Genomic DNA, 23,226 nt, shown 5'->3' with positions numbered 1-23,226 from the left:
GGATAGATGATGGGGGAACATGGATTTGCTGCACAGGAGAGAACGGATGTTTTGGAGCGTATGGGCTGTGAGCATTTTGATATTTTGATTATTGGCGGCGGCATTACAGGGGCGGGAATTGCACTGGATGCGGCGGATCGTGGTTTGAAGACGGCACTGGTGGAAATGCAGGATTTCGCAGCAGGCACGTCCAGTCGATCTACCAAACTGGTGCATGGCGGTCTCCGATATTTGAAGCAATTTGAGGTTAAAATGGTAGCCGAAGTCGGGAAGGAACGAGCCATTGTATTCGAAAATGGTCCTCATGTGACCATTCCGGAACGTATGTTGCTTCCTTTCCATAAGGGCGGTACGTTTAACGCATTCACCACCTCTGTCGGGCTGCTGGTGTATGATTTCCTCGCCGGGGTTAAACGTAGTGAGCGCCGCCGCATGCTGGATATCCAGAACACGCTGGAGCGTGAGCCTTTGTTGAAGCGAGAAGGACTGAAGGGAAGCGGCAGCTATGTGGAGTACCGCACAGACGATGCTCGCCTAACGATTGAGGTGATCAAGGAGGCTGTTACGCGAGGGGCGCTGGCCGTGAACTATGCTAAGGCTGACAAGCTGCTGTATGACGGCGGACGAATTAACGGCGCGAGCGTAACGGATCGGGTAACGGGCCAGACTTACGAAATTAAGGCTTCGCTGGTCATTAACGCCGCCGGACCATGGGTGGATACGTTGCGGGAAATGGACCGCTCCAAAGAAGGAAAGGTGCTTCGCCTGACTAAAGGCGTCCATCTGGTGTTCGATGCCAAGCGCTTTCCGCTCAAACAGGCTGTGTACTTCGATACACCGGATGGACGCATGGTATTTGCGATCCCGCGTGATGGAAAAACCTATGCAGGTACGACCGATACGGTATATGAGGGGGATACAGCCCATCCCCGGATGACTGCCGAAGACCGGGCGTATGTGCTTCAAGCGATCAACGGGATGTTCCCGGATGTGAAGCTGACTGTTCAGGATGTAGAATCCAGTTGGGCGGGGGTACGGCCGCTCATATATGAAGACGGTAAAAGCCCTTCGGAAATTTCACGGAAGGACGAAATTTGGGAATCCCGTTCAGGTCTGATCACGATTGCAGGCGGCAAGCTGACGGGCTACCGGAAAATGTCCGAACTCGTCGTGGATCGTGCGGTACGGGAGCTGGGGCGCTTGCATGGGCAGAGCTTCCGGGCATGCCGCACGAGGAATATCCCGATTTCGGGCGGCAGCGTAGGTGGCTCGGCGGGCTGGGACGCCTTCGTGAGTAAGCAAGCTGCAGCGGGCGCTGCGCTCGGTCTGTCGCCGGATATAGCTAGAGCGTGGGCCACCCGCTATGGCTCGAACACCGAGCGACTGTTTGCGATAGCGGCACGCAGTATGAAGGAGGCTACCGAGACGGAAGCAGCCCTCCCTGTGGAAGTGCGTATTCCGCTCCTGTATGCGATGGAACAGGAAATGACGGTGACACCGTCTGATTTCTTCATACGCCGAACCGGGGCGCTGTTCTTTCAGATTGACGAGGTGAAGCGCTGGAAACGGCCCGCCATCGCGTTGATGTCCGAACATGCAGGCTGGAGCGCAGCACAAGAACGTCAATATACGGATGAGCTGGATGCTTACCTGTATGAAGCTGTGATGCCTGTAGAGGCAGAGGTAAAGAAGAAATCTGGCGTCGTTAAGGCAATCTGATTGCTGTGGGGGTGCGCTTTCTTGAGCGCCTCCTTGCTTTAGAGAAGGATATTCGTCGGTACTTCAGATGGACGCTCCGCGAACGGACCGTTGTTCCAATAGCTGTTGCGCTCGCTTCCGCTTTTTCACAATCATTCCATTCTCGCCGCTGCTTTAAGCGAAAAAAAGGTTGTACATTCCTTCTAAAATCATAAAAAAATCGCTCTTAGTAAAATGGAAGTGTCGAGCAGCCATTTCAAAAGGAGCGAATTCTGCCTCGCGGCATAGACCGAAAGCACAAAGCAGCGATTCTCTACTAACAAGAGAATCGCTGCTTTTTTGTATGAAAATAGCTTAGAGCATCAAGTGGAACAGGAACGGCGCAGCCGCCAAGGTAAAGAGAGCGGCAAGCACCATCGAGATGCTGGAAATCGTCCCCGTCAGCGAACTGAACTCGAATGCTTTGGAAGTGCCAGTACCATGAGCACCAGTACCGAGCAGCACCCCACGTGAGACTTCATTTTCGATACGGAACAGTTTTACAATCATCGGACCGATAATAAGACCGCTCAATCCGGTCAGAATCACGAATACAGCCGTGACCGTCGGATTGCCGCCAATCGTTTGTGATACATTCATCGCAATGGGTGTCGTAATGGAGCGAGGAATCAGGCTGCTCAGCAGCGAGGAATCCAGATGCATCCACTTGGCGAGCGCCATAGAGGACAACACAGCTATAACGGACCCAGACAGCACGCTGAGCACGATTTGAGTCGCATGTTTTTTTAACACAGGGAAATATCGATACAAAGGGACAGCAAATGCAATCGTAGCTGGCTGTAGCAGCATGGACAGCAAGTGGGCGCCCGAATTATAAGAACGGTAGTTCACACCCGTCAGCGTCAAAATCAAAATGATAACAATAGGTGTAATAAGCAATGGAGACAAATACACCTTGGGCAGTGTGCGATACATGCGTTTGGCCATCCAGTAAATAGCGAGTGTCAATACAATACATAGAAGACCGGTCATGATGATTTATGCTCCTTTCGTTTACCAAGCAGACTGGCGACCATACCTGTGCAGGCCATCACCAGAAAGGTGCCGAGCAGCACGACCAGCATAATGCTCATACCATCGTGTTCCAGCATCGGCCAATAATTCATAACGCCGACAGCGGAGGGAATAAAGAATAATAGCAGCTCGGCCAGCAACCAGTTTGCGCCAACTTCAATCCAGCTTAGCCGGACCAAGCCGGTTTGCAGCAGAACAAAGAGGATCAGCATACCAATGATACTACCGGGTACAGGCAGGTGGAGCCAGGAGACTACCGCGTTCAGGATGAGCGAAAAGGCCATCAGGACGGCGATCTGGAGGACACCGCGTATGAAGCTTTTCATATATAATGGCTCCTATCTTTGAGATCGGTTATTTTCAAACTGTAATGAAATTTTACATCACAGGCTTTCATGAGTAAAATGCATATAAAGAATGTAATCTATTCCGTTTGTCTATGGGAGAAGGTGTAGCTTTGGATATCCGACATTTACAATATTTTTTGGAAGTCGCGCGGTTGCGTAGCTTTACAAAGGCCGCGCAGAGCATGTTTATTACCCAGCCGACGATCAGTAAGACGATTAAAAGTCTGGAAGATGAACTGGGGGTCGCTTTGTTCGACCGAATTGGCAAAAGAATCGAACTAACGGACGCGGGAAAGGTAATTGAGCTTCAAGCACAAGCGATTGTAAAGTCCTTTCAGAGCCTGTCCTCGGAGCTGAGTGATTTGATGAACCTGAAAAAGGGACATATCCGTATTGGTCTGCCCCCTATGGTCGGATCGAGCTTTTTTCCGCGTGTCATTGGAGAATTTCATAAGGCATATCCCGATGTGACCATTCAATTATTTGAGGACGGGGCGAAGAAAGTGGAACAGGATGTAGAAGCCGGGGCATTGGATATCGGGGTGATTGTGCTGCCTGCGGTTGGAGATATGTTTGAGACATTTCTGTTTGTGGAGGAAAAGCTGAATTTGCTCGTTCATCCTACGCATGCATTGGCAGAGTGCAAGGAGGTACCGTTATCTGCGTTGGCGGAGGAGGCGTTTGTACTGTTCCGTGAGGATTTTACGCTGCATGATCGTATCATTGCGGAATGTGTTCGTGCTGGCTTTCAGCCGCGTGTAGTCTACGAAAGCTCACAATGGGATCTGATTAGTGAAATGGTTGCTGCAAACCTTGGGGTAGCGCTGTTGCCAGAGGCCATTTGCCGAGATCTGGATTCCGAGCGCTTGCGTGTTCTTCCATTGGTGGACCCCGCCATTCCTTGGCATTTGGGGATGATTTGGCGGAACGATCGTTATCTGTCCTTTGCCGCCAGAGAATGGATATCGTTCACACAACAATTGTTGCGGACGGAATATGGCGGAAAATAGTCAGTCAGCGAGAAGGTGAGTATGATGCAGATGTGTACCGAAGGAGGACGAATACTGCTTACATCATAAAAAAGCTGCCCTGAGGGGCAGCGATGTAGCTTGCTTCTATGAGTGTGTTTGGTTTATTGCACGCTTGGTGTGAAGGTACTTGTCCATAATACGGTCAAGTCTGGAGGATTTGTCCAATACACGTTCATCTTTTAATCCGTGTAAGTCAGCCATGCGATTCAGTTCACGGCGTTCTTTTTCCATGAGTTTTTCCAATTGTTCGAGGTTCACAAAGCCCACCCCCCATGTCGATTGTAAGGCATGTCTCCACTAGCGGCAGAAGTTTTTTTGATAACGATGTTATTTCCATTTTACCACTTTTTATTAACAATAATCCAGCTTTCCTGACATTTAGCGACTAATATTTATGGTTTTGCCAGTTTCACCTGATTGCGTCCTGAACGCTTAGCTTCATATAATGCCTCATCTGTCTTTTCCAGTAAGTGCCTCGATGCAATGACAGGTGAACTGCCTGCTCCGATGGATACGGTTAGAGAGATGGAGGTTCCGTCATTCAAAAGAAAACGTTCATTTTCCACAGCTTCCCGAATTTTTTCGGCAAAGCTTGCTGCTTTCTGACTATCACAATTTCCAATCAGAATGGCAAACTCCTCTCCGCCTTTACGGGAGGGGTACGCCCTCGTTGTAGATTCCCGGGTTAACAGCATTCCCAATTGGCTTAAGACGGTATCTCCGTTCAAATGACCATACGTATCATTAATATGTTTAAAGTGGTCAATATCCAGCATCACGAGTCCAAAGGGTTGTTTTGTAGTCTTGGAAGTATGAAAGACCTCTTCGAATAGCGCATCGTAAGCACGCGGACTGTAGAGTCCGGTTAAATGATCCCGATTTGCAGCTTCTTCCAGCAGATGAACAGCCCGTTCTGTTTTTTTGATATGAGACATCATAAAATAAGTGAATAAGCCGCCAAGCATCTTAACGGTTGTAATCATTATAATAGATTCATTATCAGGAGGATTAGCTACATAGAAAGTAGATAACAGCGACACTACAGCAGCTCCAAGCACGGCCGACATCCACTTGCGGAGTGTTAGGCTTTTTTCTCGAATAAAGATAAGTGAAATGCCCAGTGTCATGAAGCAATTGACGGTAGCAGTCAGAGAAACATCTGTCCAACCACCTGTGATGTAAATACGGTACAGGCTTATGATCAAGGTGGTCAGCAGACCGGATACCGATCCTCCCATATAAACAGATATGATAATCGCCAATTGGCGCAGATCGACCACAAAGTGCCCACGGATCCATAAACCGGTCATCATTAACAGAATACCAAACAGACCCAGCATTAAACCGTTCATTACCCGATAAATGAATACATGTTTTTTTAGGTAACGTTCATATTTCCGGAAAAATAAATTTCCAAAGAATAAGAAGCTCGTTAATAACGCAAAATTGTTAATTAATTCTTTTAACATATCCCTATCCTTTATGCTGAAATGAGAGTTGTAGTATCGTGGGGAATAAAGCAAAAGGCCTCGTTTCTATATTTCGGTAAAAAGTAGGCATGAGTGAATACCAATCGACCACAAACGATTCTTATGTCCCTTACGTTTCGTTTATCTACGTGGTACAGTGAAGGGACTATGACCGGAACGGGTGATCGTATGAAGGAACCAATTCACATATCGGTGCGTCCACTTGTGGAATATGTGCATCGGAGCGGCAGCATTCATAGCGGCTTTCGCTCGAATAGCAGTATGCTCGAAGGAACTCGCGTGCATCAGGTTATCCAGAAAGGTTACAAGGAGCATGACCGCAAAGAGGTACATTTGCGTACAGAAATTCCGTATGAGGGCGCAATATTTATCATTGAAGGCCGCTGTGACGGGTTGATTGAGCTGGATGGCGTATGGACGGTTGATGAAATCAAATCGATATCCCTGCCCTTTGAAGATATTCAGGGGGATGGTCAACCCGTACACTGGGCGCAAGCGTTCTTATACGCTTATATGATTGCTCGTGAGGAGCAGCATCATTCCATGCAGGTTCAGCTTACTTATGTACAGGCACATAGTGAAGATATTCGCCGATTCAGACGGGAGCTGTCCTTTGCAGAGCTGGAGTCTTTTGCACAGGAGATGATTGCCGGTTATGCACCTTATGCATTCCTGCTGAGAGCACATGCGGAGAAGCGGGATGCTAGCATTGCCACGTTGGACTTCCCCTTTGACACGTATCGTTCAGGTCAGCGAACTCTTGCGGGTTCAGTGTACAAAACGATTGCTGAAGGGGTCAACCTGTTTGCCAAAGCACCTACGGGAATCGGTAAAACGATATCTACCTTATTTCCTGCAATCAAGGCTATCGGCGAAGGGCTGTTGAGAAGAGTCTATTATGTGACGGCTCGTACCACGACTCGGGCAGCAGCTGAAGAAGCTTATGCCAGAATGCAGGCCCAAGGGCTGCACATGCATGTGGTAACGTTGACTGCGAAGGATAAAATTTGCTTCAAGGATGAAAATGATTGTGATGCTGGATCATGCAGCATGTGCGAGGGCTATTACGACCGGATCAACGGTGCGGTGTCCGATATTTTGGCGAATGAGACGTTAATGACTCGGGCGGTGATTGAGCATTATGCGCGCAAGCATAAGGTATGTCCCTTTGAATTTTCGCTAGATGTGGCGTATGCCTCGGATGGTATAATTAGTGATTATAATTATGTTTTCGATCCACGGATTTCTTTGAAAAGATTGCTGGAGGAGCACAAGCGAAAAGGTGTCGTACTGGTGGATGAGGCACATAATCTGGTAGAACGCGGCCGGGACATGTTTTCGGCGGAAATCTTGAAATCTTCTTTTTTGGAACTGAAAAGAGAATTTAAGCTGCTCAGCCCGGACATTGCTGCGGCTGCGAGTGCAGTGAACGCACATATGATTACGCTGCGCAAGCTGAATGCAGATACAGGAAAAGCAGTGGAGACAGCAGCACCGCAAGAGGTGCTGGAGCTGTTGGTGCCTTTTGTGGAAGCAGCTGAACGTGAACTGGTAACGGGGGGCGGTACAAGTCGCGCAAGCAGTGAGGGTATGGCTTATGCCTTGCTTCTGGATACGTATTTTACCGCTCAGAATATGCTGCGAATTGCTGCTTTGTACGATGAACGGTACGTTACTTATGTGGAAGCGGGGCGCAGTGAAGTGAGGGTCAAGCTTTTCTGCCTCGATCCTTCTCACTTGCTGGGACAGGCTATTAAGGGCTACCGCTCAGCCATTTATTTTTCCGCGACGTTGACACCGCTTGCTTATTACCGGGACATGCTCGGAGCAAGCGAGGAAGATTATACGTTACAGGTTCCTTCCCCCTTCCATCAGGAGCAATGGGATGTACGTCTGTTGCCGCTCTCCATCCGTTATCGGGATCGTGAGCGTTCCAAAGGGGCAATTGTGGATATGCTGGCTGGATTGGTTGTGGAGCGGAAAGGGAATATCCTTGTGTTTTTCCCGTCCTATCCGTATCTGCGTGAAGTATATGAGGAGTTCATGCTTCGGGGCGTGTCCGCAGATACGTTGGTACAAAGTCCGGGGATGACCGAACCGGAGCGAGATCGCTTTTTGGAGGCCTTCCAGCCTGGACAAGAGCGCACCTTGCTCGGCTTTGCCGTACTGGGGGGTGTGTTTGCCGAAGGCGTCGATTTACCGGGTGATCGCTTAAATGGGGTGGTGGTCGTCGGCGTCGGCTTGCCGCAAATTGGAGCAGAGCGGGATGTGCTGCGGGATTATTTTTCGGAACAGGGACGGAATGGTTTCAACTATGCGTATGTATATCCGGGAATGAACAAGGTTCTTCAGGCAGGTGGCAGACTTATTCGCACAGAGCACGACGAAGGATTGCTGGTCCTGGTAGATGATCGTTTTGCCAAGGAACCATATGCTTCTTTGCTGCCTGACGAATGGAAAAGCTACCGTCTGACGGAACAAGCGGGATTAAGGAAGGAATGGATAGACTATGAACTTTAATTTTCATAATGACTCCATACGCGGGGTGCTGCGTAGCTTTGGACATGAAGATGCCGAAGTGGATAATATAGAGACTTTTGTGACATTTGCGCGCTTGGCTAATGGTATTTTCAGAGAAATGGATACGGATCTTAGCAAGTTGGGGGCTTCTCAGGGGCGGATTATTGTTCTTAGCCTGTTGCATTGCCACTCGCCGCATCGCATGACACCATCAGAGTTGGCGGAAAAAGCTGATGTGACGCGTGGAACCATGACGGGGCTGATCGACGGATTAGAGCGAGATGGCATGATTGAACGTGTGGCTCATGAGAGTGACGGACGGATGGTGACTGTCGGATTAAAAGAGGCAGGACGAGAGCTGTTAAGTAAGATAGTCCCTTATTATACGAAGTTGATTCGGTCGTGTATGTCTGAGTTTACGCCGCAGGACCATAAGATGATGAAGGGTTTACTGGGAAAAATGAAGGGCGGTTTTGAGCGGTCCTTGCCGAAATGCTGAGTTCCTAACATAGGGAATAAGGAATAGGAGAGAGAACATGTTCTTTTATACAGATGAGGTCTATGAAGCCCGTGATTTTGGCTCAATGGATGCCAGAGAAGGCGAGTGGAGAAATTGCGAGTTTACCCGATGTCGCTTTCGGGGTGTGGAGATGAATGAGTCCCTCGTGGAAGGCTGTACTTTTGTGGACTGTGATTTTACCGGAGCCATTCTGAATGCATCTCACTACAAGGAGTCGGCTTTTACCAATTGTTTGTTCACCAGCGCCAATTTGTTTGTAGTCCGGTTTGATAACTGCAAGCTGGTAGGTTCAGATTTTGCGGGGGCGAATATGGATGGTATCACAATTACGGGCGGAGACTGGTCTTATACGAATTTGCGTCATGTAGATTTAAGAAAACAAGATTTGCGAAAAATACGATTCAAGGAAGCCGACTTATCCGAATGCAATTTGGAAAAAGCAGATTTGCGGGAGGCGGATCTTACCCGGGTAAGACTGCACAAGGCGCATCTTCAAGGAACAGACCTGCGCGGTGCGAAGATGGATGGCGTGAATTTTAAAGATCTGGACATCACCGGAGCCAAGTTGGATATCGAGCAGGCAGTAGCGGTAGCTCGCTCCTATGGAGCCAAGGTGGAAGGCTAAAAAGCACGGGATACAAGAGCTGTCTCGATCTGCAGTACCCCGTGTGGGTGAAATGGATGGTTGACTCGAATGTGAAGAACTTAATCCTTAGGGGATGCCGGCAGTAGTGGAATCGCTGCTTCCGGGTCCCGGTTTGGCAAATGATCAACTCCGACAGGCTCTAGAGGCTGCTGTGGAATCGTCCAGTTGCGCGCGATATCTGCGGCAGTTCGCTGCTCCAGCAAGCGTTTGGCTACTTCATAACATTGATCGACATGCCGATTACCAATGGTTCGCATAGCAGTAAAGCCAATTGCCGCGGCTAGCCCTTGCCCCAGAAGGGGGACAAACTTGCTGACCTGCTTGGTAGCGATCCGAATACCCATTTTTTGTAGAATCTGCACGATGGCTTCACGGGTGATGAGCCGCCCGATCAGCTTGCTGCCAATCGAGGTGATAAAACCATACACCATGGATTTTGTTTCTGCGTCCAGGCCTTCCAGTTGCTTCTCAGATAATCCGAATTTTCCGTTAATGGCAGGCAGCAGCTGCATCAAAATGCCAACATCAGCAAGAACGTCAGCCCCTGGAACTGGAACTAATACCGCTCCACCTGAAGCCGCAGCCCTTTTCGTCACCATGGATTTACATTCTTTACGGATCTGCTCCAACTCTTCTATTGTTCGGGCTGTCATATGCATCTCTCCTTCTTACGCTTCCGATTAGGACCCATGATTCTACCCTGTTATTACACACATTTCTACCTATCTTAAGCATGGAGTAAGCAAAAAATCCCTGATTCACGCACTATCCCACATTTACTCCTGTGAAGCGATCAGGCATAATGAAGGGTGGTTGCCGATAAGAACAAGCCTGTTTTACGGGGATAAAGGAAGGAAGAGACAGATGAGTCAGACAAACGTTTATTTTAATCATGATGGTGGAGTGGATGATCTAGTATCCCTTTTTATGCTGCTTCAGATGGAGCAGGTTCATTTGACCGGAGTATCGGTGATTCCAGCAGATGGTTACCTGGAGCCTGCGACGGATGCCAGCCGTAAAATTATTGATCGTTTTGGACAAAATAAAGGGCCTGTGGAAGTCGCAAAGTCTAATTCACGCGGTAAAAATCCGTTTCCTGCCGCTTGGCGTTTACATTCCTTCTATGTGGATGCATTACCCGTACTGAATGAATCAGGGCGTATGGAAGCACCGCTTTCATCCCTACCAGCTCATCAGCATCTGATCGAAAAGGTACGCGGAGCTGAAGGTAAGACGCTGTTGCTATTCACTGGACCGCTAACCGATCTGGCGCGAGCGCTGGATGAAGCACCGGATATTGAAGCAAAGATCGAAAAGCTGGTATGGATGGGCGGCACCTTTGAAAAAGGGAATGTGGAGGAGCCTGAGCATGACGGCACAGCAGAGTGGAATGTGTTCTGGGACCCAGAAGCGGCATATCGGGTGTGGCAAAGCGGCATCACGATTGATCTGGTAGCGCTGGAAAGCACAAGCAAAGTGCCATTAACTCCAGCAGTACGCAATCGTTGGGCTGCCGAGCGCCGATATGAAGGCGTGGATTTCTTGGGTAATTGCTATGCTGGATGTCCGCCGCTCGTTTATAGCGAGACGAACTCAACCTACTACTTGTGGGATGTACTGACCACTGCATCCGTAGGACGCCCGGACATTGTCAAGAAAAAGACGGTGCATTGCAGCGTTATCGCAGAAGGTCCAAGTCAGGGCAGAACGGTGGAACAGGCAGATGGACGTCCTGTGAACCTGGTATATGATACAGATCCAGAAGCCTTTTTTACGTATATGGCGGATTTGGCCAAGCTGGCTGCTCCCAAACGTTACTAAGCCTGGCTATGAACAAACGTGCGGCATAGGGTGATAATACTGCCTAGTGACACGTACTCATAACATAAAGCCCGTGACGTTATGCGTCACGGGCTTATATTACATGATGTGTCCTATAATTATCACAAGCTAGTTTCTATTTCATGCTGACTCCTGGTATGTTTTCAGAGTGAACTGGAGCGTTATTTCTGTCCCGCTACCAGGTTCACTGATCCCAGTCATTTTACCATTCATTCGTTTTAATAGATGTTTGGTAATCTGCCAACCCAATCCTGGATTGCCATATGAGGGGGAGTTCCCACGGTCATGCTCAAGCCACAATTTCAGTTTGTTAGGAGATATACCGATCCCAGTATCCTTCACCTTTAATTCCAGTTCAACCTCAGGTGCATCGGTCACGGATTGGGCGGTTGCAGATAAGATGACAGCTCCTGTGCTTGTAAACTTTACTGCATTATCTACCAAATTAATCAGCATACGGCGAATTTTAGCTTCATCCCCGATAAAAATAGGCGAGCTGGTGAGATTCCAGTCGAGCTTCAACTCTAGATTCCGCTGCGCGGCTACTTCTGTATACAGGCTCAACACATTTTCCATCATCGTTCTCAGATCAAATGGATCTTCAATATCATCAATCTGCCTGGATTCCATATGGCTGTAATCCAAAATATTACTCAATAACGTCATGAGCGAGCGACTGCTCGACTCCATGATGCTCATATATTGCTGTTGTTCCTCGGTTAACTCCGTCGTCAGCATGAGATCGGTGGCTCCCCATATTTCGGTCAGCGAAAACCGAATTTTATTACTCAGGGAAGATATCAAATCCAGCTTGCTCATGGAAGAGATTTCAGCATCGATCTTGCCTTTCTCCAGTTCAACTACATACCCCAGAAATACGGCCATAGCCTGTAGTGCCTTCAGTTCTGATTCTGTCAAGTGTACAGATGGCGCGTCCAAAATACAAATGGTTCCGTAAGCCTGACCATTTTTCATTCGAATAGGGATTCCTGTAAATGAGTGGTTTCCAATGGTTTTAGTCACATCTAAATCACGTGTTTGTGGATGAGTAGACGTTTCCGAAATGATGAGGTAATCCGCAGAATGGTTCAGCACCAGACTGCAATAGCTAAGCTCAAAAGGAAGCTCCTCTCCATTACGAACCAGCACCTCTTCCCGGTTAAATGAATCTACAATCACATTCGTAATGCCGTCATTAGCAGCAATGAAAATGGTATTTACATGCAAAATATCACTCAACACATCAATGACATGTGCGGTAGCCTCTTGAATACTATTATAAAAACCTGTAGGTGAAGTAATCATGTATCTCCAATCCTGATGCAAAGTGGTGGTTATCCAAAACTCTAGCAGTTTGTGTATCCCATTCCCGATCCTCTGAATGTGTTTTTGGAGCGTATCATTAATTATACATGATTATTTCATTATAAACCGATCTTTCTACTTCCATTTACCTATTCGCTTGCGCAAACCTTCATTTCTTAGGTCTAATTCTAGCCTTTCTTGGAGAGTTTTTGTTTATATCATTACATATTCACGAAAAAATGTGATTATTTTTATTATATTTCATAAATTCATATGTAATCTCATGATATGAAAATTGTGTAATAAAATAGGAGGATAGAACCAGTAATATCATGTAAATATTCTATATAATAGGTTCAGAGGTGGAATTATGAATAGACTGGAAGCCCTAGAACACTTCCATAAGACCTATGCGGAAGATGTATTGAACCAGAAATTACATCAAGCAGCGTGTTTGTATGAACAAAGAAAAGATGAGCTCATTTTTTCTTTTATTCAATCCTTTCAATCGATCTGCCTGCAAGCCCATTCCGCAGAAGTGGCCAAGACAAGGATCGGATACATTACTTATTCTATGAGGCGCACGTATCTGATGGATCGCAACTATAACTATGTCGTCGAAGCCTATGATGAAAATTGGTTCTTTGATCCTCAACCTTGTTATGGAATCTATGATGCAGGCTGGGCATTCCGCTTTTTAGCAGAAGTGGAGGATGAATTGAATCAGCTTCGAAAACCCTATATGAATAAGATTTTTCAGCCTGATGTTGAGCGATTTGTACTCCAGGCTGCAGGGGAATTTCATCAATATATTCTGAAATTAGCGAAAGATGCCATTCAGCAGGCTGTACATTTACCTGAATTCAAGGCGTTGAAATGTGAGGACGATTTGGAAGTAAGAATAGGGGAGTATAAAGGAATCAGTGAGGTGGTGTATTCAACAGCTTATGGAGTACTACATGATTCAACAGGATAATCGTATTACGGAGTATATGTATCCAGTAGAGACGAATCGCAGGCAGTTATTGGAATGGGCAGAAAGCTCATCATGTACTGATGAAGAATCTATTTTACAATTTTATGTATCAGGTGATGCGGATTATATTGATTTTATAGAGCATCCGGTATCCATCGTTTCGGAGAAACTAAAGGAAATCTTTGATATATATCAAGCCGGATTAAGCTGGAAGCTGGTTGTTTTTGCCGATATGCAGCGAATGCAGCAAACAAGGTATTGGCTGGCAAATCTGCCTAGCCTGATGTGTTTATCACCATGTAGTGAATATCATAGGGACGGTACACTGAAGAAAATCATTCTAGATGAATATGCAGTGGAGAATCATAAAATATTCAGGGTTCAGGATGCCAATCATCATATCATTGTAGACCTCGATGTGGCTGAATGTATTTTGAAGTTCAATCTGGCAGGCTTGAAATTACAAAGGGTTGATACAGAGGGGCCAATTATACAAAGGAGAGTCCAAGAATGAGTGAGAGCTATGTAGTGGATGGGGCACAGATACATTGCAGCTATGGAAGTCATACGGGAAGATTTAGTGTTTCAGCTAACAGAGGGATTAGTATTGGCGACAAACTGCAAGGGAATATTCAGGATTTTCACTCGCAGACGCATATCCCTTCTTTCGGAATGTGCCGTAGTATGCATAATCCTGCAGTTTCTTCTGCTAACAAAGGAAATTCCGGAAAAATCATTCCGCAGCCCTGCAAACCGAGCATTTCTATGCCTTGGTTGAATGGAAAAAAGGATGTATATGTAGATCAATCTCCGGCTCTTATGAGCTGCTCCACGAACTTATGCATGTGGTGTGGAAAAATCTCGTTCACCACAGACGGGCAGGAATAGCTAACAGATTGTAGGATTTGCATCATATGAAAAGCAAACGGGGGGAGTAAGATGGGACTGGCAGGAACTATGCTGACTTATGGAAATATTAGAGTGAATGCACCGTATGAAATTATCAGGCTACTTGATTTTGAATTGACACAGAAGATAAATGAACACGGTAAGGTGTACATTACTGCTCTCATACCGGATGAGGATCAAGCGAAGTATGACGGTTTAGCGCATGATGAGGATGTGCTAGAGGTATATGAGACGGATGAAGACCGAGGGACAGTTAGCATTTTTAAAGGAATCGTCACCGATATTAGAATTGCATTCAAGAATGGCGTATATCACATGTACATAGAGGCTGCCTCTTTTACATATCTGATGGATCAACAACGGAAAAACCATTCGTTTCAAAATAGCAACTTGACGTATTATCAACTGTTCCGCGAACTTATAGATGCCTATCCACACGGGGATTTTATTGACCTGACGGACAGCGATCAAAAGCTGGGCGGCTTTACTATTCAGTATGGGGAGAGTGATTGGGAGTTTCTAAAAAGAATGGCCTCTCATCTGCAAACTGGACTCATTGCCGAGATTACATCCGTATTCCCGAGATTATGGCTAGGTACCTCGAAAGAACAGGTGAAAGGTGAACTGCGCAGTATTAACTTTTCCCTCCAAAAAACAAAGTCAGGCCCCCGGTATACATATGCTGAAGTGGAGGATACGAAACGTTTTGAACTTGGAGATATGGTTTTGTTTCGACGAAAGCATTGGGTGATTGATCAGGTTCATGCAGAGATGAAGCAAGGTATTATGACATATGACTATGTTCTCGTTCCAGAAGAAGGCATTCCGAGGGAGGTTATACATAATCAGTTTATTAAAGGCACCTCTATTGAAGGGAAAGTCATTGATTTAAATAGTGAAAACGAATCCGTTAAACTTCACTTATCCGTGGATTCTATGCAGTCCAAAGTGGAAGGGTGCTGGTTTTCTTACCCCACCATGTATACCGGGGATGGGATCGGCTGGCATTGCATGCCTGAGCTTGGAGATCATGTCCATTTGTATTTTCCATCCAACAATGAAAAGGAAGCACGTGTAGTTCAATCCCTGCGTAAGAGAGACTACACAGGAGATGAAATCAGCAAGCCGTCAAGAAAGTTGCTTCATACCAAAACACAAAAAGTAGCGAGATTCGATGATAAGGAATTAGCCCTCTCCACCCAGAAAGAAAAAATACTTGTACGCTTAAATCCTGCATCTGGTATTCACGTGTACAGTCATCACGATCTCACCTTTCACGCCGATACAGACTTGGTGCTGCATGGAAAAAAGGTACAGATGACCGCTACTCGCGAAATATCTCTGACGTGCAAAACTAGCTATATCCGAACCGATGGAACACTTCATATCAAGGCTAGTAAGTTCATGAAAAATCAGGTACCTGATGCCGAACTGAAAGCCTATAAATCCCTGATTCAAGAATTGAAGGGAAAAGGGTATCCGCAATGGGTGCAGAATTTGCTTTTGCAATATAAAACGGACTACTACAAAGCCGTGGCAGCAGGGGATAAAAAGGGGGCCAAGGAAGCTGCAGCCAAGGCCAAGCAATTGCGTCAACAGGTGGCAGAAATAGATCGTATGCCTGCCTGGGCCAGAGCGCAAATGCATGAATACACGTCCCAGTGGTGGGAAGCGCACAGCGCAAACGACAAGGCCAAGCAAAAGCAGATGCATCTTCTCGCCAACCAACTGCGTGACAATGTGCTAATCAACGAGCTGATTCGTGGTCATTCAGCCCAATCCTATCTGGATGCGAATCGGCTGGAGGAGCTGTCCGGGCAATACGCAGATGCGGCGCATAAGCTGACCGTTGCTGATCAAAAGGCTATTGCTAAGGAAGCGGCTACCCTGCGTAGTAAGTATGGTGTGAACAGCCTGCTTGCCAGAGATAATTTGAACAAGCTTGCCAGGAAATATCCGGACAGCTTCTCATACAAGCTGCCAACGACCGGGGATTGGGATCAGGAACTTAATGCCGCTTTGCATGATTTTGCGAAGAAATATGGGCTGGAGAATAAGGGCTATGGTCGTGATGTACTCGCAGTATACCTGCATCAAGTAGCCAATGGGATTCTTCCATGGCCTAAGGTTAATAAGGCTGCAACGCCAGCTGTTCCGACAACGAAAACAGAACCGGGCAAGAAGCCGCCGACTACTCCTGAAAAGCCGTCGAAGGAGGAACCAAAGCCATTAGATCCTGAGGATTATAAAGATGGATTGGTAGCGGTGAAAAAGATTGAAAGCTATATAAGTAGTAAGGGCATAAAAGGTAATCAAGCCCGGGCTCTGTACAGAGTAAACGATTATACCAATAACAGTATCATTCAAAAGAAACTGTCCTCGAACCGTAAAGCACCGCTCGTGTTTTTCTTTGAAGGGGATGGTTCTTATAGTTATGCACAACGCGATCACCCAGAAGGTCGATATGGAGCGATGACTATTGTGGTGATAGACGGCGAGATTAAGTACACAAGTAAAACTGCTAGTACGCTTCCTGATTATGAAAATGAGGACGCCACGGTAAATGATGGAGTATATGAATTTGTAGGTGGATGGCATAAGAAAAAAAATCGTGCCAAAAGGTATCCAGCGTTACGCGTTAGAGATGGAGGAGTGGTACCTTCAACGAAAGGTAAAAACAAGAAGCCCCATAATGCAACTGGTATCAACATTCACAAGGGTTTCGACGAAGATAAGTTGCCTGGTAAAACTTCAACTGGCTGTATCACAATCCATAAAGACGAGTTTACACGATTTCTTATTGTGCTAGGAGTGGTGAAGCATTCTTTAAAAGAAGAACCTAATGAATCGATTCAGGGACTGGCTATAATTGACCGAAAAGACAGAGAGAAATAGTATAAGCAATGAAAAAAAGTAGTGTGTAGGAGGGAGGGTTTTGGATGAGAAAAACAATAATATGTTGTTTGGCGTTTTCAATTTTATATGGTTGTGTCCAACATAATGATAGTACAACACAGAGCGAATATAACAAAAGTAATACAGAGCAGGTAGTAAAACCAACGCAAAATAAAAAACAAACAAATTGGATGTGGTTTCAAGGAGAAAATGATAGCGAGTCTTTAGACTATTTAGCGAATATGGATGACTCTGCGGGTAATACCTATATTGATTTAGATGACATTATAGATGAGTTATATGCAAATAATAAAGAGAGTTTTCCTAAAAGTGAATTGGAGATACACCGAATCTCTGATGATGGCAAAGCTATAGTTTTATACAGAGAAACAAACTATTTGGATTATAGTACCTTCCTAATCTATGATTTATCCACGTCCAAGAAAATATATCAGTTCAATGTACCAAATAGTTACTATGCTGTAGTATCCCCTGATTTAAGTAGATGTATTTATACAAAGAATGGGGGCTTTTATCAATATAGTATTCGGGAACGAGTTACTAAAAAGCTCAATGTTTTGAGCTATAAAGGCACAGATGATTCTGCTCTTTTTGATCATTTTTCTCCAGATAGCAAGGAGCTCTGTATACAGGATGGTTATAATAACTTAATCATTTTTGATCTACTGAATAATAAAGAAATTAAACGAATCAGCATGGGTCAAGACAATATACAGGTTAAAGAATGGCTTCAGAGCGACCTACTGGTCTATACCAACAATAATTCTAACCAGACGTATATGTTGGATTTAAAGAACGAGCAGAGGAGGTTGTTGGGAAAAGCTTCTGAATCCCCTGTTTTAACCTTGGATAGCCGCATGATCGCTTATTTAAACTCGTCGGGAGAAGTAGAACAACGTGATACTCAAACAGGTCTACTCATAAAATACCCTGATATCATGCATCGAATAGGATTTGCCACCGTTCCTACACAATGGATACAGACTACAACGAATTTGATGCGATATCAGAAAAGTATCTCGGCAAAGAAGATTAGCGCATCTTCTACGCTTTCTGATCAAGCAGGGAACTCCTATGCTGCCCGTAACATCATGGATGGAGATGCAAGCACTGCTTGGTGCGAAGGAAGTAAGGGAGATGGAATTGGAGAGTGGATCAAAATTGATTTCGGCTCTATGCAAGAACTAAAGGGTTTTGAGCTCATCAATGGTTTAGCTAAGTCATCTAATGCTTACCAAGCAAATAACAGAGTTAAGCGAATGAAACTAGAGTTCTCGAATGGGCAGACCATGATGGTAGATAATGATTTTTTAAGTAATGAATTTCCTGATGGCGCCGTTCACACTTCATTTGTGAAAATAACGATTGAGGCAGTAGAGAAAGGAAGCAAGTACCAAGATACATGTATGTCGGAGATACGATTCTTCTAAGCATTCCTAACAAAGGAGAAGACATATGAAGTGGAAAGAACCAACGTTTGGTGCAACACCTATGTTGAAAGCTTTAGCAACTGCTAATGCACACAGGAAAGCACAGGCATTTGATCTTGCAGCAGAACAGAAAAAACAAAAACTAAATTATCCCGACTGGGCCCAGACCTGGATGCGTAAATACAAAGAGGATTGGTATATTGCTCAAGCCAATGGTGACGAGGTTGGTATGCGTAAAGCGCAAAAGCTGGCAGAAGGCCTTCGCAGCAAGCTACGCGAAATGGCGACGATGCCCAAGTGGGCCCAAGAGCAGATGCAAAAAGAAACCGTCCGCTGGATGACGGCTGAAGCGAGCGGAAATATCATGGAAAAGTTAGCTGCTGAGAAAGCGGGACGAGCTTTACGGGAGAAGCTAGGTTTGATCGATCCAAATCCAAATCCTGAGGTACCTAAGGAGGATGATTCTAAACCTGTACAAGTACCTCCTGATAATTCAGGAAATGATAGTTTTGAAGCTGAACTTGCTAAATTCCCGGAATCATACAGGTCTGCGCTGTTAAAATTACACAAGCAGCATCCTTCTTGGCGTTTTATAGCGGAAGAAACGAATGTAGATTTTAATAGTTTTCTCAAGGCAGAAATGAAAAATGGACTGGTATGTACCGAAGTGAGCAAATATGGATACTCACCGCCTTGGAGGGACTCGAAGCTTAAATATGATAATGATTATAACGCCGCTTCCCCTAAAGCAGTTTCATATTTTTTAGATCCACGTAACTTTCTGACTGAATCTCGTGTATTTCAATTTTTATCTGGAAAGTATGATAAGAACACCCAAAATAAAGAGGCAGTTAATAAAGTGTTAAGCAAAAGTCTAGCTAATAAAGGAGATGTATTTCTAAAGGCAGGAGGAAATGAGGCGAGTGCAGTATTTTTAGCGGCAAAAGCCATGGTCGAATCAGGAGGTGGGACTTCAACTTTAGGAAGAGGACAGGTTCCAGGATATATCGGATGGTACAATATGTATGGTATTGGTGCGAATGATGGAAATGCACGTATAAAGGGTGCGAAAAAAGCCAAGTCAGAGAACTGGAACTCTGTAGATAGTGCGATAATTGGTGGAGGTAAGTGGATTAATGAGAATTATATTCAAAAGGGACAAGATACTCTCTATAGCTTAAAGTGGAATGTAAATTCATTCAAGAAGAACGGAACTATTAGTAAACAATATGCTACGAATATTATGGATGCTTATACGAAAGCTGACCGTTTTTCAAAAGGTCTTAAAACTGTTGATGCACCTCTTAGTTTTAGGATCCCGATTTATAAAAATATGTCGGACACTGCTTTCCCTGAGCCTACACAACCTTTGTCGAGGTAATCAGGTTATAAAAAATTTATGTTTCGAAAGAAGAGGGAGTGTAATTGAAGAAGCTATTTGTGCTTGTTTTAGTTGTTCTAATTTTTAGTGGTTGTGGTCTGAAGAAAGAAGTTGAGGTAAAGGGCACAGTTTCTAAATCAGCTATATCGACTGCTAGTAGCCATGAGCTAACGTATGATTCAAGCAAAGCTATTGTGCAAGAATCGAATAAATTAGATTTGTTTATTAAGAAAATTCAACCCGCTAATATGAAATTACAAAAATTAATAAAACAGGATATTGATAAGGAAGGTACTTTAGAATTTGTGATTGCTTTTGGGAAAAAATCGGATCATTTAGAATCTATATATGTAGTAAGAAATAAGGATGACCACCTTAAAATAATTGGAAAATTGGATGATCCGATAGTTACAGAGCATATTAATAAGGACGTTAAGGTTATGCATTTAGACCAAACTAAGCGTGATTTCATCGTAGTATATTCCACTAGCGAAGTGGATGAGGCAGAAGGATTCTCTATATTTACTTTAGACCATAACCGAATTAGCAACCTGAATTACAATTATCCAGAAGCAACAGGGCAAGGAATCAGGAAGCTGGAGGATATTAATAAAGATAGTGTTTTTGAGGATGTGAGTTATTACCGTTTTCAGGATACTCAACAACATACAATCATGACGTATCAGAAATTTGACAGGACTGGGCCAGAAAGATCAGAAGTATTATATGGAAATAAAGATAAAAAATTTGTATACCCTACGGTTCCTAAAGATATTATCCAAAATTATTTGGAAGATCATTATCTTATGAATCGCTTCTTGATACACTTGCCTGAGATGGCGAAATTCACTGCTTTGTCAGTAAACCCAAAATATGATTTTGAGGATAGCATAGATTTCTCCGCTATGGACTATACGGGATTAGATCTAGATATAAAAGAAATCGCTTATGAGGGTAATCAGCAGACCTTTTTAGTAAGAAGTAATTCAAATGAAGAGAAAACAGACAAAGGACTTGTTTTTGCGTTGGAGAAACAGTCGGGCAGGTGGAAGATTATGAGCATAGAGGTAAATGATAAATTGTAGAGAGTGTGATACCCGGCATGAATCACTTAAATAACGGTCGTTTATGTTGCATCCTGTTATTGTTATTTTCCTTTGTGGTGCTAAACGGCTGCGTGAAGGAGCCTAGTTCTTCAAAAGTAGAAGCAGATCGTGAGCTTCCTCTTCCCAATAAAGCTGAAGCGATTCTCTATTCGAATAAGCTGGATGCGTTAGTACAAACACTCCGGATAGTCGACGATGAGGAGGGAGACGCTGAAGTCAGAAGGAATAAGATTCAGGAGTTCACACAGGAACTTAATTTGTTGTTAAACGAGCCTAAAAGTGTAGAGATGAAGGATGGAGAATTAGTAGAAAAGTTCGATAACAATCTCACTATCTTAACAAAATCGTTTCAGTTAAAAAGTGGGCAGCTAAACGTTAGGGTTATGAATTATAGAGCACCTAAAACGGTGACAGGTACGATCGGAGATAAATACACATTTATTCAGTGGTGGAGTTCGAGGCAACTTGTACACGCCCAGATAATTGAGGATGGCGGGCCAGAATTGACTACAGACTTTGTGGTTCGAGATTCAGACCAAGGAATACAGTTGTGGTTAGGGGGGCATGTCTCCATATATCACCCAGACCCTGTATTTGTTGATTTGTGGGAGTTGTCTGGACAAAAGTGGACGGAGAAAAGCATAAATGTAGGTAAGATGAAGCTCCCTGATGCGTGGGAACTGAACAGGGATATGAATGAGCCTATTATTTTAGAGAGTCGACAACATGATAGCATGAGTATCGGAGTTTTAGACCACGGCGATGGTTTCTTCATAAACAGTGATGATTCTGAACAGAACCTTATCATTGAGTTCTCCAAAAGTGGAGAAGTCCGTATTGATTCCGAATATAGCACCGCCTTGAATACTCATAGTGAACGGCAAAGCTATGAACTCATTCAAGAGGAATATTCAAAAAATGGGATCGTGATTAAATACCCTCAAATTATAAAACTCAAGGATATTGCAAAGCAGAAATCTTTAAACAAAATTCTTAAGGCTGATGCTTTAGAAGGATTACAAAACTATGCGGATTCCAATTCTGGAGTCCATGTCGAAATTGATTATGAGATCAAACAACAAAGTGAACGATTCTTGAGTGTTCAATATACGGGTATTCATTATGTGAAGGACGCAGCCTATCCTACTCATATGTTTTATACGACGAACCTGGATATGAAGCAGGTTTCAAGAATAAGGTTGAGGGATTTGGTAAAGGTCGAGAAACCTTTTATTGAGCTTATAAAAAGCGGGAAGATTACAGCTGTTCAGCCGGAGCAACAAGGGTTAATGGGTGATTTCACAAAAGATGATTTGATTCAATTGTTAACAAATGCGGATGTAACCAAAGGTTCGCTTGCGGAAGTAGAAATGGAATCGTTTAGTTATTTCACAAATGATTCATTGGGGATGAGTGTACCTATGGCACATGTGGTAGGGGACCATGCGGAGTATGAAATTCGTTTTGCACAAATTCCAGAGAATATTAGGCAAAATGAGGAACTATGGAGTGAGTTAAGTTCCGTTGAGGATCAGTCTGTTTCCACAGTTGGCGGTGAAAAGTTGAATACCGACCAATATGAAATTGAAGAGTCGCAGTCTTTTCAAACTACTTTCGAAGGCTTTGGGAAAGTACGGTTTGTATCGACTCAAGCAAATAAAGATGAAATTCCCAAAAACTACTTTTTTCTATTAGATGACCAAGAGCGAGTTATATATTCATTTCCAGATTTATATGGAAATGAATGGTGGTATGCTGATGAAGGCATAGAAGCAGTGGCTTTCAAGGATGTAAATAAGGATGGATTAAAAGACGTTATCATTATTGCTTATTATGAAACGGGCTCTGGACCAGATGGTGCAAAGCCATTCCCTATAGCAGACATATATTTTCAGAAGAAAAATAAAACCTTTACCACGCTCTCTGCATTAGATGAGGCTCTTAACGATCAGGGACATAATCAAACCATTAAAGATGTCGTTCAATACGTTAGCAAACAACGGATTAACGTAAACTAACCGACAAAGAGGAGCGG

At 44.5% G+C, this 23,226-nt stretch carries 20 protein-coding genes; 14 read left to right on the top strand and 6 right to left on the bottom strand.

All coding sequences use genetic code 11. The features are described from left to right. The first annotated feature begins 9 nt into the window (after nt 1–9). Nucleotides 10–1,719, top strand: a complete 1,710-nt coding sequence (locus AC6EJC_RS00375; protein ID WP_444952506.1) for a glycerol-3-phosphate dehydrogenase/oxidase — start codon at nt 10–12, stop codon at nt 1,717–1,719. Nucleotides 1,720–2,052: 333 nt separating this feature from the next. Here AC6EJC_RS00375 and AC6EJC_RS00370 read toward each other — a convergent pair whose 3' ends face one another. Both AC6EJC_RS00370 and AC6EJC_RS00365 read right to left on the bottom strand, forming a co-directional pair. Next, entirely contained in the window at nt 2,053–2,730 is a 678-nt protein-coding gene (locus tag AC6EJC_RS00370; RefSeq protein ID WP_444952224.1) for a CidB/LrgB family autolysis modulator, read from the bottom strand. After that, nucleotides 2,727–3,098: a CidA/LrgA family protein gene (locus AC6EJC_RS00365; protein ID WP_444952223.1), complete on the bottom strand. Its 372-nt coding sequence runs from the start codon at nt 3,096–3,098 to the stop codon at nt 2,727–2,729. Before AC6EJC_RS00365 ends, AC6EJC_RS00370 begins: the two co-directional genes overlap by 4 nt. Nucleotides 3,099–3,229: 131 nt before the next feature. On the opposite strand from AC6EJC_RS00365, the gene cidR reads away from it, so the two are divergent. Then, complete coding sequence (gene cidR, locus AC6EJC_RS00360) at nt 3,230–4,129, top strand: cidABC operon transcriptional activator CidR (protein ID WP_444952222.1); 900 nt, start codon at nt 3,230–3,232, stop codon at nt 4,127–4,129. 105 nt (nt 4,130–4,234) lie between these two features. Here cidR and AC6EJC_RS00355 read toward each other — a convergent pair whose 3' ends face one another. Continuing rightward, nucleotides 4,235–4,408, bottom strand: a complete 174-nt coding sequence (locus tag AC6EJC_RS00355; RefSeq protein ID WP_013312483.1) for an aspartyl-phosphate phosphatase Spo0E family protein — start codon at nt 4,406–4,408, stop codon at nt 4,235–4,237. 134 nt (nt 4,409–4,542) lie between these two features. After that, nucleotides 4,543–5,619 carry a GGDEF domain-containing protein gene (locus AC6EJC_RS00350; protein WP_444952221.1) on the bottom strand — a complete coding sequence of 359 codons (1,077 nt, stop codon included), beginning with the start codon at nt 5,617–5,619 and terminating at the stop codon, nt 4,543–4,545. Between the two features lie 168 nt (nt 5,620–5,787). On the opposite strand from AC6EJC_RS00350, the gene AC6EJC_RS00345 reads away from it, so the two are divergent. The 3 genes from AC6EJC_RS00345 to AC6EJC_RS00335 are packed head-to-tail and all read left to right on the top strand — an operon-like array spanning nt 5,788 to nt 9,305. After that, nucleotides 5,788–8,160, top strand: a complete 2,373-nt coding sequence (locus AC6EJC_RS00345) for an ATP-dependent DNA helicase (RefSeq protein WP_444952505.1) — start codon at nt 5,788–5,790, stop codon at nt 8,158–8,160. Continuing rightward, the gene (locus AC6EJC_RS00340) at nt 8,150–8,659 is read left to right on the top strand and encodes a MarR family winged helix-turn-helix transcriptional regulator (protein WP_039271748.1); all 510 of its coding nucleotides are present in this window, start codon (nt 8,150–8,152) and stop codon (nt 8,657–8,659) included. The genes AC6EJC_RS00345 and AC6EJC_RS00340 overlap by 11 nt, the downstream gene beginning before the upstream one ends. Before the next feature lie 37 nt (nt 8,660–8,696). After that, a complete protein-coding gene (locus tag AC6EJC_RS00335; RefSeq protein ID WP_444952220.1) occupies nt 8,697–9,305 on the top strand; it encodes a pentapeptide repeat-containing protein in 609 nt (202 codons plus the stop codon). An 80-nt stretch (nt 9,306–9,385) separates the two neighbouring features. Here the strand turns inward: AC6EJC_RS00335 and AC6EJC_RS00330 are convergent, their stop codons facing one another. Beyond that, nucleotides 9,386–9,979 (bottom strand): hypothetical protein, encoded by a 594-nt coding sequence (locus tag AC6EJC_RS00330; protein ID WP_444952219.1) that lies wholly within the window; start codon nt 9,977–9,979, stop codon nt 9,386–9,388. Nucleotides 9,980–10,190: 211 nt separating this feature from the next. Between AC6EJC_RS00330 and AC6EJC_RS00325 the strand changes: the two genes are divergently transcribed. After that, nucleotides 10,191–11,147, top strand: a complete 957-nt coding sequence (locus AC6EJC_RS00325) for a nucleoside hydrolase (RefSeq protein WP_013312477.1) — start codon at nt 10,191–10,193, stop codon at nt 11,145–11,147. A gap of 141 nt (nt 11,148–11,288) precedes the next feature. Here the strand turns inward: AC6EJC_RS00325 and AC6EJC_RS00320 are convergent, their stop codons facing one another. Further along, nucleotides 11,289–12,473, bottom strand: a complete 1,185-nt coding sequence (locus tag AC6EJC_RS00320; RefSeq protein ID WP_272639407.1) for a GAF domain-containing sensor histidine kinase — start codon at nt 12,471–12,473, stop codon at nt 11,289–11,291. Nucleotides 12,474–12,843: 370 nt separating this feature from the next. Here AC6EJC_RS00320 and AC6EJC_RS00315 point away from each other — a divergent pair, with 370 nt between their 5' ends. The 8 genes from AC6EJC_RS00315 to AC6EJC_RS00280 are packed head-to-tail and all read left to right on the top strand — an operon-like array spanning nt 12,844 to nt 23,209. Next, nucleotides 12,844–13,449 carry a hypothetical protein gene (locus AC6EJC_RS00315; protein ID WP_103047298.1) on the top strand — a complete coding sequence of 202 codons (606 nt, stop codon included), beginning with the start codon at nt 12,844–12,846 and terminating at the stop codon, nt 13,447–13,449. Then, nucleotides 13,433–13,963: a hypothetical protein gene (locus AC6EJC_RS00310; RefSeq protein WP_444952218.1), complete on the top strand. Its 531-nt coding sequence runs from the start codon at nt 13,433–13,435 to the stop codon at nt 13,961–13,963. Before AC6EJC_RS00315 ends, AC6EJC_RS00310 begins: the two co-directional genes overlap by 17 nt. Continuing rightward, a complete protein-coding gene (locus AC6EJC_RS00305; protein WP_444952217.1) occupies nt 13,960–14,337 on the top strand; it encodes a DUF4280 domain-containing protein in 378 nt (125 codons plus the stop codon). Before AC6EJC_RS00310 ends, AC6EJC_RS00305 begins: the two co-directional genes overlap by 4 nt. Before the next feature lie 51 nt (nt 14,338–14,388). Continuing rightward, nucleotides 14,389–17,253, top strand: coding sequence for a phage baseplate assembly protein V (locus tag AC6EJC_RS00300; protein WP_444952216.1), 2,865 nt, complete (start codon nt 14,389–14,391; stop codon nt 17,251–17,253). 44 nt (nt 17,254–17,297) lie between these two features. Next, nucleotides 17,298–18,704 carry an NADase-type glycan-binding domain-containing protein gene (locus AC6EJC_RS00295; protein ID WP_444952215.1) on the top strand — a complete coding sequence of 469 codons (1,407 nt, stop codon included), beginning with the start codon at nt 17,298–17,300 and terminating at the stop codon, nt 18,702–18,704. Between the two features lie 25 nt (nt 18,705–18,729). After that, complete coding sequence (locus AC6EJC_RS00290; protein ID WP_444952214.1) at nt 18,730–20,085, top strand: N-acetylglucosaminidase; 1,356 nt, start codon at nt 18,730–18,732, stop codon at nt 20,083–20,085. A gap of 44 nt (nt 20,086–20,129) precedes the next feature. Next, on the top strand, nt 20,130–21,170 hold the full coding sequence (locus tag AC6EJC_RS00285; protein WP_444952213.1) for a hypothetical protein: 1,041 nt from the start codon (nt 20,130–20,132) through the stop codon (nt 21,168–21,170). A gap of 17 nt (nt 21,171–21,187) precedes the next feature. Then, nucleotides 21,188–23,209, top strand: coding sequence for a polysaccharide deacetylase family protein (locus AC6EJC_RS00280; RefSeq protein ID WP_444952212.1), 2,022 nt, complete (start codon nt 21,188–21,190; stop codon nt 23,207–23,209). The last annotated feature ends 17 nt before the right edge of the window (nt 23,210–23,226 follow it).

The organism is Paenibacillus sp. TY11, from assembly GCF_059772165.1.
Note: the sequence above shows the minus strand (reverse complement) of the source record. Positions and strands in the feature narration are given on the sequence as shown.